This is a genomic window from Verrucomicrobiia bacterium (genome assembly GCA_036268055.1).
In the GTDB taxonomy this organism is placed as follows: domain Bacteria; phylum Verrucomicrobiota; class Verrucomicrobiia; order Limisphaerales; family Pedosphaeraceae; genus DATAUW01.
Window position 1 is genome coordinate 158,793 of the sequence record DATAUW010000013.1, and the last position, 12,379, is coordinate 171,171.

Sequence of the window (12,379 nt, forward strand, 5' to 3'; positions counted from 1 at the left end):
TTCTTATTAACCCCGGCTGCCGCAAGAATTACATCCCACTCAAATCCGCTATTCCAAGCGCAGCGAGGCAAGCCTGTACGTCAACATCAAAATCAAACAAGTTCCTTTCTATCTCATACCTCGCGCACCCGGGAAAAACTTTCTCAACCTTGCACCCACAAAAAAAGCTCCCGTCCGAAAACGGGAGCTTTTGCCACGCATTATTCAACGCGCAAATCCCACCTCAACCGTGGTGCGTGTAACCTTCCTCGCCATGCTCGGCCAAGTCCAACCCCGCCGATTCGATTTCCTGCGTTACCCGCAACCCGGTCACCGCTTTCACTACGTATGCGATCACCACCGTGCCCACCACCGCCATCGTAAGCGTGATGCCCATCGCCTTTAATTGCTCGATCCACAACGTATGATTCGCGACCAGTTGCGCGAGGCCGTTCTTCGTCGCCGCATTGGCCGAAGCCGCGTCAGTCGCCAACGCAAGATTTGCATTCACTTTCGAAGTCGCGAGAAAGCCGGTGAGCAATGCGCCCATCGTCCCGCCGATCGCATGCACGCCAAACGTATCCAGCGCGTCGTCGTAACCCATCATCGCCTTCAATTTCCACACCGCGAAAAACGGCACGATACCCGCCGCGAAACCGATGATCACCGCGCCCGTCACATCCACGAACCCGCACGCCGGCGTGATCACCACCAGCCCCGCCACCGCGCCCGAACAAAAGCCCAGCACGCTCGGCTTGCCGCGGAACACATATTCCGCCATCGCCCATACAAATGATCCCACTGCCGTCGCAATCGTCGTCGTCGTGAACGCATTGGCCGCGATGACATCCGCCGCCACCGCGCTGCCCGCGTTGAAGCCGTACCAGCCCACCCACAACATCCCCGTGCCCACCATGCACAACACCACGCTATGCGGCGGCATCGGCTCGCGCCCGAAACCAAGACGCTTGCCGAGAATCAAACACAACACCAGCGCCGACCATCCCGACGACATGTGCACCACCGTGCCGCCCGCGAAATCAATCGCCTTGATCTTTGCGTCCGGGTTGCCCACGCCATTCATCAAGCCATCCACGCCCCACACCATGTGCGCCAGCGGAAAATAAACCACGAACATCCACAACGTGACGAACAGCAGGATTGCCGAAAATTTCATGCGCTCCGCAATCGAACCGATGATGAGCGCCGGCGTGATGATCGCGAACATCAGTTGATACATGCAATAGATGTTGTGCGAAACCCATTGGCTGTAATCGCCATTCGGATTTCCATCCACATCATTGAGAAACTTCCAATCCAACGTGCCCCAAAAACCGTGTCCGCCCGCGCCGCCACTGTGGAAGGCAATGCTATATCCACACAACCACCACAGAATGCTCACCAACCCCGCGATGCCGAAGCATTGGGCCAGCACCGACAGCACATTTTTTTGCCGCACCAGTCCGCCGTAAAAAAGCGCCAGCCCCGGCAATGTCATAAACAAAACCAGCGCCGTGCAAACCATCTGAAAACCATTATGTCCCGGTCCCGGCCCGGGAATGTTCGTCGCCGTATTCGTGTCCGAGTTGCGCGCGCTGTTGTTCACATACGCTTCGAGATCTTCGAGCCGCTGATCCACGGTGCGCGCCGGACGCTGCACCCCGCCGGCAAAAACACCCACCGGCAACAACACCGCCAGCAAACAAATCGAGAGAATAAATTTTTTCATTGTCTATAAATAATGTTGGGGATTAAACCGCCTGCTCTCCTTTTTCTTCGGTGCGGATGCGGATGGCATCTTCAATCGGCGAAACAAACACTTTGCCATCGCCGATCTTGCCGGTCTTGGCCGTCTTGACGATCGCGTTTAACGCGGCCTCAACCGTGCCGTCGGCGACCACGATTTCCAGTTTGATCTTCGGCAAAAAATCCACCGTATATTCGCTGCCGCGATAAATTTCCGTGTGCCCCTTTTGCCGGCCGAATCCCTTGACCTCGGCGACCGTCATGCCTTGGATTCCGATTTCACCCAGGGCATCTTTTACTTCTTCCAGTTTAAATGGTTTGATGATGGCTTCGATTTTTTTCATTTTTTTTGATGACAATAAATCCCACTCGCCTCCAGTTCATCGCGCGAGAAAAAAGGCGACACCTTCTCCCTCACGCTCTCAAACCCTGAGCCAAATGGGTATTCTTGGCCACCTCCAAGCAATGAAAATGCCATGGACCAACCCTAAAAACAAAACCTCCCTAAATGATTCACTATAAATCATATACGTCGTTTAAAAATCACCGTTAGACAAAATAAAAAAGAGCCATGCTGCGCTTTTCTGCGCACAATGCTCTTTTTTAACCAACTGGATTTTTAAACGGTCTGACTATCTCTCACATAAAAATTTCTTTCGTTTCGTCTTTCCATTTCGGCAAAATTAATTTCCAACCCGCGCTCAAACCGCTTTGTCACCACGCTCTTCCGTGCGGATGCGCACGGCCTCCTCGATCGGCGAAACAAACACTTTCCCGTCGCCAATTTTCCCGGTCTTCGCCGCCTTCACGATCGCCTCCACCGCCGCGTCCGCCAGGCTGTCCGCGATCACGATCTCAAATTTGATCTTCGGCAAAAAATCCACCGTGTATTCGCTGCCGCGATAAATTTCCGTGTGGCCTTTTTGACGTCCGAATCCTTTTACCTCCACCACCGTCATGCCCTCGATGCCCACTTCCGCCAGGGCATCTTTGACTTCCTCCAATTTGAACGGTTTGATGATCGCTTCGATTTTTTTCATGGTTGATTTTTAATTCGTTGGAAGCAACCAGGCCGGCGAACCGTTTCCCGGCTGCTTCATAAATTCTTCGAGCGAGACCTTCGCGGAAATTTTTTTCAACCCGTCGCGCCGCGATGCCTGGCAAAATGTTTCGCGCAAAAATATTTCCCGCGGAATATGACAACCAATGACGAAACTTCTATCAGAGCAGGTTGTCAATCGCATCTAACCCTCCAAAGCACCTGCAATGCCACGAACAAACAATGCGTTTAAACAGAGATGCAACCACCTAATTGTTAAACGCTTACAACCAACCAAAAGTTTTGTTATTTTTTAAAACCACGGGAGTGTAAAAAAGAATTGGCCATGCTGTAGGATTTTGACCAGCGCGAATGAAGACTTTTCACAAAAAATTCAGACAAGGATTTTTGCGAACAACCTCCAAGTTCCGCAGGGAACAATAGATCGTCGTGGTAGGGCTGCGCTGCCGCGCAGCCGTCCCAAGTCCCGCAGGGACGGCAGAACTTAGCCCAGCAATTTATTGCTGGGTTGAATTCCTTTTCAAATCCAAGTCCGCAAGGGACGAAAGAAATTCCCAGATGGAACCACCTCCCACACTCATCCATCGCTTCTCATTTAACTCCCGGCTTCAGCCGGGGAAATGCAACTCCTCAAAAAATCTGTTCCGAACAAAGCGAGGCAGGCCCGTTCCTTGAAACAAAAATCTAACGAACAAAAGCTTTCATCCAATACCGATCACCCGTGAATCACCAACTGAATATTCTCCGGCAAACTCTTCGCCACTTCCGTCACCACATTTCCCTTGAGCAAACTCGCCAGCGTTTGCCTTTGCGACGCTCCCAGAATCAGCAAGTCAATGCCCAGCGTCGCCGACAAATCCAGGATGGACATCGCCGCATTCTCACTCACCGAATACAACGGAACAATCTGCACGCCCGCATCGCGCGCGATGTCCAGCATGCCGTACATGATTTCCGCCGCGCGGCGATCATCCTGCCAGCGCAGCCGCTCGGTCGGCTCGATTCGCGCGGGCATATTCACTGCCAATTCTTTCACGTAAAGCACATACAACGCGCCCTTGCGAAAACGCGCTTCTTCCAAAGCAAATTTCAACACCGGCGTAATCCCTCGCGCCGCGACCATGATGGATTGTTCAATATCCAGTTTGATCCGCATGTCCGCCCATTTTTCCGGCGAAACCGCCTCGGCCACGTCCTTGGTTAGCGTCACCGTTTGCAAACCCGCGCGCTTCATCGAATACGCGCGCAACGCAAAACCGATTCCCACCACGCAAACCGCAAAGAACAACGCCGCGTGTTTCGTGTTCGCAATCGTGATTTCCACCGCCAGCAAAATGAGGAACGTCACGCCCATGATGGCGCGCTCGTGCCAGATCAGCCCCAGCTTTTTATTATACCAACACGAGCCCAGGTTCACCGCGATCGCCCCCACCACGCCGATGGCATACATATCCGCGAGCGAATCCAGATCATCAGTCACCATCGTCAGGCAAAACGGCAGCGCCACGCCGATCACCAGCGGAACCCACGGCACGCCGTGATTGTTCAACTTCGCAAAATTTTTCGGCATCTCGCCATCGCGCGCGAGCATGTAGATCAGTCCGATCATCGCGCTGATCGCCGTGTTCACCGCGCTCAACAGCAGCAGTCCGACCACGATTCCGATGAGCCAGCTCAGGCTTTTGCCAAAATGTTCGCCGCTCCAGCCGAGATAATTTCCCATGTGGGCGTCCCAAAAAAGCCGTCCGTAATGTTCGCCCAGATAATTGAGCATGTCCTCATGGCGCGCGGTGATCTCCGGGCCTAAATTGCGCGGCAGTGAAAGCATCGCCCAGCCCAGCAACGCCGTGCCGAACACCACTTCAATCGCCACTGGAAAAATCGCCTTCGCCGCCGTCTTCGCCACGATCGGCACCTCCTCCGTGCAACCCTCATCCAGTTTCAACACCCCCGTGAGATTCGCAATCGCCTCCACACCGCTCAACGCCAGGATGACACCCACGAACGCCACCCAATTCGTCTTCGAAAATAGATGCCCGTTATATGCCAAATGCTCGAACGTCAAATACGGCAAACTCAGCGCAATAATAAGGATCACCACCGCCACCATCGGAATCGCCAGCGACACCGCCAAACTTCCACTGTGTTTCGGCCCGAAATAATTGATGAATCCCACCAGCACAATCACGCCCAGCGTCGCATACTTCACATAATCATGCGGCACTCCCAAATAAATCATCGCATCCCAGCCGCTCAGCGCCGCCGTCACGATAAAATCCGCCAGCAGCAACAACGATCCCAGCACCGCCAGCACGCGGCTCTGTTCCCGCGCCGCCGAATACACGCCGCCGCCGTCCGGGAAATGTTTGCAGACGATGACGTAGTTATATCCCACGAGTCCGGTAAACGCGCACACCGCGAGGATGATGGGAAACGAAGCGAATTGCGCCGCGACGAACGCGAAGCCGATGACATACGCTTTGCTCGTGCCCCAGTCGCCGTAGAGAAAAGCCGCTGCCCGCGCCCAGCCGACATTGCGTGGCCGATGAACTCCGCCCCCGCTCATCGGGTCACCGTCAGGTTGGGCCGAATACTATTACCAGTCGAGATCATGAATTCCGATTGCCGAAAGATTTCAATCTGCATTTTCGTGCGAAGATGTGACGTTAAAAAATGCTTAACGTCAAATAGAATTGCGAAAAAACCCAACAAATACAATGGTTTTGGGAGTTATAAATTTGCCCATTTTGGACAAAAAGCAACTTTTACGTCAGGCGGTGAGACGATGGTCGGAGCGACAGGATTTGAACCTGCGACGTCTTGGTCCCAAACCAAGTGCTCTACCAGGCTGAGCTACGCTCCGAGTGATCGGACGCTCATCATCGCTAAAAAGCCGCCGGGTGCAAACTATATTTGCATTTTTCGCCACCGGTTCTTGCTGGACGCCGCGCCCCTTGGTGTTAAAGTTCTTATGACAGGTTGCCTAAACGCCTGCCGGCCAATTACCGGGCGGCTGCATGAGTGATTTTAAATTTCCATGTCCCAAGTGCGGGGAAAAAATTCCCTGCGATACCGCCACCGTTGGCGCGCAAATCGTCTGTCCTGGATGCAAAACTATGTTGAATGTTCCCACCACGCCCGCCGCTCCCCAAAAAATCAACCTTCGCCGCCCGGACATCATGGAGACCGTCCAGGCCCAGGTGCTCTCGCATTATCGCAGCGAACTCGTCGAACGCATCCGCGCCAATGGCAACATGCTTTCCTCCGGCGAACTGACGGTGAAGCTCGCCAAGGAATTCGGTTTTTGCTATGGCGTCGAACGCGCCATTGATCTCGCCTACGCCGCCCGCAAATATTTTCCGCCCGAGAAACCCATCTATCTCCTCGGCGAAATCATTCACAACCCCGAGGTCAACGACCAGATTCGCAACATGGGTATCCAGATCATCTCGCCCAAGCCGACCGATGAGGAGATCGCCCGCTTGACCGCCGACGATGTCGTGATGATCCCCGCCTTCGGCACCGAGGTTGGCACGCGCAAAAAGATTGAAGCCAAAGGCTGCCAGCTTGTGGACACCACCTGCGGCGACGTGATGAGTGTCTGGAAACGCGTGCGCCAATACTCCAAGGAAAACGTCACGAGTATCATCCACGGCAAAGCCAAGCACGAGGAAACCAAGGCCACCACTTCTCAGGCGCGCGCTTATGGCGCCGGCCATTATCTCGTCGTATTCACGCTCGCCGAGACGGATTACGTTTGCAGCTACATTTTGAACGGCGGCAACAAAACGGAATTTCTCGATAAATTCAAAGGCGCGCATTCCGAAGGCTTCGACCCGGATGTAGACTTGCGCGCTATCGGCGTCGCCAATCAAACCACCATGCTTCGCGGTGAAACCGAAGAAGTCCAGCGCCGCTTGAAGACCGCCATGATCCAAAAATACGGTGCCAGCGAGGTCGAAAAACATTTTCGTTTCTTCGACACCATTTGCGGCGCCACGCAGGACCGCCAGGACGCCCTCGAAAAACTTCTCCGCGAACCGATGGATTTGCTGCTCGTCATCGGCGGCTACAATTCCTCCAACACTTCCCATCTCGCGGAAATGGGCGAAGCCAAGTTGCCGACCTATTTCATCAAGAACGCCGCCAAGATGGCCTCGGACAAATTGATTTGCCACTACGACCAGCACAAGGGCAAGGAAGTCGAAACGCAGAATTGGTTTCCGCCCGGCAAAATCACCGTGGGCATCACCGCCGGCGCTTCGTGTCCGAACAACTTGATCGAAGACACCATTCGCCGGTTGTTCGAACTGCGCGGTATTTCCGTTCGCGAACTTTTGCAGTAAGCGGCTCTATCTATTGCCGCGTTCCGCCATTAACTCATAGCCTATTTATTTAATCCCATGCCCCGCACTCGCCAGGAACTCGAACAGATCGAACGCCAAATCCTCGCCCCCTACGCCCAATTCAGCGTCGACACCCGCGGCCGCAAATACAAGGAAGCCCCGCCCGAATGGCGCACTGAATACCAGCGCGACCGCGACCGCGTCATCCACTCGCGCGCCTTCCGCCGCCTGGAATATAAGACCCAGGTTTTTCTCAACGGCACCGGCGACCATTTGCGCACCCGCCTCACGCACACGATGGAAGTCGCCGCCGTCACGCGCAACATCTGTCGCGCCCTGAAACTGAATGAAGACCTTGGCGAAACCATCGCCCTCGCCCACGACCTCGGCCATTCCCCGTTCGGCCACAAAGGCGAAACCGTCTTGAATCGCTTGATGAAAAAACACGGTGGCTTCGAGCACAACCGACACAGCCTGCGCATCGTCGAAGAACTCGAACAAAAATATCCTCTGTTCCCCGGGCTTAATCTTAGTTGGGAAGTCCGCGAAGGCCTGGTCAAGCATTACACCGCCTACGATCATCCGAGCAAACGCGCTGATTTCGCCGCCAAATCCTCCGCGCTCGAAGCCCAGGTCGCCAATCTCGCCGACGAAATTACCTACTACAGCCACGATTTGGACGACGGCCTCGATTCCGGCTTGCTCTCGGAAAAAGTTCTCAGCAAAAACGTCCGCATCTGGCGCCAGGCCTCGCGCGCCGTCGTCAAGCAATACGGCAACCTCTCCGACGAATGCCGCCGCTACATCATCATCCGCACCATCATTGACATGCAGGTCAAGGACGTCGTCGAAACCACCGAGCAGAATATTTTGAAAGCCGGTGTGCAAAGCGCCGATGACGTCCGCCTCCAATCCAAATCCCTCGTCGCCTACAGCCCCACTCGCCACGATCTAAATTTGGAACTGCGCGAATACCTCTACAAAAATCTTTACTACAATCCCGTCGTCCACGGCCCGAACCTCCGCGCCGTCCGCATGCTCGACGACCTCTTCCATTTCTATCAGGAGAACCTGGACCAGATCGGCGAACACGCCCGCAAACGCGCCAAAAAAATCGGCAAACCCCGCGCCATCTGCGATTACCTTGCCGGCATGACCGACCGCTACGCCATGCAAGAACACGCCCGCATCTTCGGCCCCTCCGCCTAACCACGCCGCAACCGCGCGTAAGCTAAGATATTCCGGGCGTGGCAGCGCGGAGTTGCCGCTGCTCCGTCAAAGTCCCGCAGGGACGACAGATCTTAGCCCAGCCATTTATGGCTGGGTTGGATTCCCCTTCAATCCAAGTCCCAGGGACGAAAGAGATCAGCGATTTACCAACACCCATCCTCGTCACATGCAATCGCGACCTAACGCACTCCGCCCCTCCCCACGACAAGAGAGGCTGGGAGAGGGGCGCGCTATCCAAATAATCATTGCGTCCCAATAACAATGTCGAAGTCCCACAGAGACGACCGATCTTAGCCCAGCCATTTTCCCCAGCAATCAAACCTGCAAAGACTTCTCATTAACCCCCAACTTCAGTTGGGGGAATCCTCGTCGAAACAACTCACCTCTATATCGAGCGAAGCGAGGCGAGCCCAGGCGAGCATCCTTGAGAAGGGCCGTTTTATTCCAAATGTTTAAAAATTCTCTATCACCCACACTCCTCATTAACCTCTTACACCGCCGCCCATTCCAAAAAAATATTTCTCCTCAAAAAAATTATTTTCTCTTGCGTTGCCCTTCGTCGCGTCATACGGTCACCCCAGTTCTTTGAACGGCGGCTCATCCGCCATCAAATCACCATCACATTTGAATGTCTGGGAACCCGGTGAGAATCCGGGACGGTCGCGCCACTGTAAAAGGCTACGGACTCCCAATGCCACTGACACACGTCGGGAAGGCGGGAGCGAGGTTTGAAGCCCCAAGTCAGGATACCGGTTCATCTGTGCTCGTCAGCCCCGCCTGTGCGGGACACTTCTCCGCAAAGAGAAGGATGAGGCCAGCCCGGCGAACTGTCTTCGCCGGGGTTCGTTGAATGCCTTCATTCCCCGTTTTGCCGGAGTCTGGAGGTTTTTTTATCTCCGGCTTCGCGCTGGTCTCTCAACCAAAACCGTTCGCGCAAAATATTTTTTTCGCGCGCATTGAAAGACCAGTTCATGAAAAAGTTCTGTCTGCCGCTGGCTATTGCCGGCTTGTTCCTCGTCCTCAAATCCTACGCCATTTCCCTGGATGACATCCAGCTTTGGACCGGCTCCGGCTCCAACCGCGCCGCCCTCGTCATCGAGTGGAGCACGCCCGAATTGATCACCAATTCCACCGTGCCCGCGCCGCTCGCCGACAAAACCCTCGTCTGGGGTTATCGCTTCAACGGCACCGCCAGCGGTTTGGACATGCTCAACGCCATCCAACTTGCCGACCATCGCCTGTATTCCATCCAGGAGTTCGGTGGTGGTTTTATCGTCGGCTTCGGATATAATCTAAATGGCGATGGCAACATCGGCATCACCGACGGCGCTTCCACCAATTATTTCGTCAACGGCATTCTCTCCTCGCCAACTGTGGACGTGGACGCCGCGCATGCGATCAATACCAATGATCTTTTCTGGAGTGGTTACTTCGGCCCCAACTGGGAACTTTGGAACGAAACCAATGACGCGGGCGGCTTTTTGTTTTCTCCCAATCGCGGCACGAATCAATTTTGGACTCCGTCCGACACCAACAACCCCTACTCCGGCGACCACGGCCAATGGGAGTACGCGCAAAACTCCCTCGACGGCTTAATGCTCACCAACGGCTCCTGGATCGGCTATTCCGTCGCGTCCGCCGCGGACATTTTTACCAATGATTCCGATCCCAACACCATCGCATTCAATTTTGACAAACACGCCCCGCCCTCGCCCGATGGAACCTACGTTGCCTACATCGCCAACACAAACGACTTCGCGACCCAAATCATCAGCACAAATAAAATTTATACCATCGCTCCGTACAACACTCCCGTCGCGGTTCTCGGCCGCCCCACCCTCAAATTCATAGACCACTTCACCCCGCACCAGGCGAATCCGATCCATCGCAGCAAAATTGTCGAACCACCTTATTGGACTGATCCCTCCAGCAACAACGTCATCACAGAAATTAACGCCGGCGGTGAAATCACCGTCAACATGGGACGCAAAGTTTACGATGATCCAAATAATCCCTACGGCATTGACCTCATCGTCTATGGCAATTCATTCCTGTCAGCATCCGGCTATAAGGGCTCTGAAGTAACCGACTTCACCGACGAAAATACCGTCCTGATTCCCGGCGGCAGCACCGGCATTTTCGGCCATCCAACCATTGTATCCGTCAGCCAGGACGGCACCAACTGGTTCACCTATCCCTATGTGGCTGCCATCTTCCCTGACAATTCCTACCGCTGGGACGGCACCAACCATTCTTGGACCGACGAACTCGCCAATGAAACCAAACCACTCAATCCCGACACCAGCTTTCCCGGAGGCACCACGGTGTCGAGCGCGCTGGACCGATTCGTCGGCGCCTTTGGCGGCACCGGTTACGACCTCAAAGAATCCGGCCTCCCGTGGATTCAATACGTCCGCGTGCAAGCCGGAACTACCTTGACCGATACCAACGCGTCCGACTACACCGTCATTGACGCCATCGCCGCCGCCAACCCCGTCGTCGTCGGCGATGCCCTCTCGATCACGCCCGGCAATCTTACCACCGGCATGACCGATCTGAATTTTCAAAATCCCAATGACCTAACCCAAACGCTCATCTCCCTCCACGTGGATTCCGTGGATGCCCTCGCCAAGTTCAGCACGATAAGCCTCGTCGAATTCTCCTCCTTCGCGCCCGTTCCCGGAAATGTTTCCAGCGCTTACCAAATCACTTTGAAACCAATCACAAACGCCGCCGTCAACTGCCAGGCTAATGTCACCCTCCGCGTCGGCGATTCCTATACCGGCAACGGCCACGACCTTCGCGCCTATGAATGGACCGGCACAAATTTCGCGCCACAAACCTTCACCTACGATGCGCTCAACCGCGAAGTCTCGCTCAACGGCGTCACGAATTTCTCCGCCTTCGTGATTTCACAAATCGTCCCGCCGCAACTCGCGGCACAGCCGCAAATGCATGGCTTTGGCTTTGCCTTCCAGTTCGTGCCCGTGCCGAATTGTTTCACCATTTTGGAACGCTCGACTGATCTCCATACATGGATAACCGTCAGCACCATGACCGCTACCAACTCGCAACCCGCCACGTTGCGCGACTTCACGCCGCCACACGACAAGGCCTTTTATCGCCTCCGAGTCCAGATGCCCTGATGCAACTTGATCGTACATCACGTCGAGCCTGTCTCGACACAAGGCCCGCATCTTCTCCCTCTCCCGCAACGCCATTGCGGGAGAGGGCCGGGGAGAGGGTGCATCGCTTACGAAAATCCACCGCCCCCCACATTCACCACAATCATAGCGCCTTCACCCTCGTCGAACTCCTCGTCGTCATCGCCATCATCGCAATCCTCGTTGCCATGTTGCTCCCCGCGCTGAGCGCCTCAAAAGCCACCGCCCGCCGCATCCAATGTCTGAGCAACCTCCGGCAGATGACCATCGCCGCCCATATTTATAACGGCGACAACACCGACTTCTATCCCATCGCGCAATATTTTGACAATAACACCGGCACGTCCTATTGCTGGGATCTTACCGTTTTTTACGACAATAATTTCAACCCACACGTCGTCCCCGGAATCCTTTGGGAAAGTCAGGGCAACCCGCAAATCCAGCAATGCCCATCATTCACCGGCAGTTCCGATTTCGCCGACAACCCCTACACCGGTTACAATTATAACACGAGTTACATCGGCCATGGCCAGGGCGAAGCCATCGAACAACCCGCAAAAAATTCTGACGTCCTCCATTCTTCGAAAACCGTTTTGTTCGGCGATGGCCAATATTCCGCCGGCGCAAATAAATTCATGCGCGCGCCTTTTCCAAATCCCGGCGATGCCTCCTTCACCGGCAGAACGTCCGGCACGCAGGGTTTTCGCCATCGCCAGCTCAGCAACGCCGCTTACTGCGATGGCCACGCCGAATCGCTTTCCGCGTGCTTCACCAACAACGCCGACGGCGCCAGCCTCGTCGCGCCGGGCACTGGTTTTCTCTCCGCCGACAATTCCGCTTATGATCTGAATTAA

9 protein-coding genes, 1 tRNA gene and 1 riboswitch are annotated in these 12,379 nt (G+C 54.8%); of the genes, 4 read left to right on the forward strand and 6 right to left on the reverse strand.

What is annotated here, in order from left to right; genetic code table 11:
- Positions 1–223: 223 nt before the first annotated feature.
- The 6 genes from VH413_07630 to VH413_07655 form a co-directional block, all read right to left on the reverse strand.
- Complete coding sequence (locus tag VH413_07630) at positions 224–1,708, reverse strand: ammonium transporter (protein HEX3798555.1); 1,485 nt, start codon at positions 1,706–1,708, stop codon at positions 224–226.
- 22 nt (positions 1,709–1,730) lie between these two features.
- Complete coding sequence (locus VH413_07635) at positions 1,731–2,069, reverse strand: P-II family nitrogen regulator (protein ID HEX3798556.1); 339 nt, start codon at positions 2,067–2,069, stop codon at positions 1,731–1,733.
- 357 nt (positions 2,070–2,426) lie between these two features.
- On the reverse strand, positions 2,427–2,765 hold the full coding sequence (locus VH413_07640; protein HEX3798557.1) for a P-II family nitrogen regulator: 339 nt from the start codon (positions 2,763–2,765) through the stop codon (positions 2,427–2,429).
- Positions 2,766–2,774: 9 nt separating this feature from the next.
- Entirely contained in the window at positions 2,775–2,903 is a 129-nt protein-coding gene (locus tag VH413_07645) for a hypothetical protein (GenBank protein ID HEX3798558.1), read from the reverse strand.
- A gap of 597 nt (positions 2,904–3,500) precedes the next feature.
- Positions 3,501–5,351, reverse strand: coding sequence for an amino acid permease (locus tag VH413_07650; GenBank protein HEX3798559.1), 1,851 nt, complete (start codon positions 5,349–5,351; stop codon positions 3,501–3,503).
- 220 nt (positions 5,352–5,571) lie between these two features.
- Positions 5,572–5,648: transfer RNA gene (locus VH413_07655), tRNA-Pro, on the reverse strand.
- Positions 5,649–5,901: 253 nt separating this feature from the next.
- Here VH413_07655 and VH413_07660 point away from each other — a divergent pair.
- The 4 genes from VH413_07660 (at position 5,902) to VH413_07675 (ending at position 12,379) form a co-directional block, all read left to right on the forward strand.
- A complete protein-coding gene (locus VH413_07660; protein HEX3798560.1) occupies positions 5,902–7,131 on the forward strand; it encodes a 4-hydroxy-3-methylbut-2-enyl diphosphate reductase in 1,230 nt (409 codons plus the stop codon).
- 57 nt (positions 7,132–7,188) lie between these two features.
- A complete protein-coding gene (locus VH413_07665) occupies positions 7,189–8,340 on the forward strand; it encodes a deoxyguanosinetriphosphate triphosphohydrolase (protein HEX3798561.1) in 1,152 nt (383 codons plus the stop codon).
- 612 nt (positions 8,341–8,952) lie between these two features.
- Positions 8,953–9,134, forward strand: a riboswitch (cobalamin riboswitch).
- A 198-nt stretch (positions 9,135–9,332) separates the two neighbouring features.
- Positions 9,333–11,507, forward strand: coding sequence for a hypothetical protein (locus VH413_07670; GenBank protein HEX3798562.1), 2,175 nt, complete (start codon positions 9,333–9,335; stop codon positions 11,505–11,507).
- A 98-nt stretch (positions 11,508–11,605) separates the two neighbouring features.
- Entirely contained in the window at positions 11,606–12,379 is a 774-nt protein-coding gene (locus VH413_07675; GenBank protein ID HEX3798563.1) for a type II secretion system protein, read from the forward strand.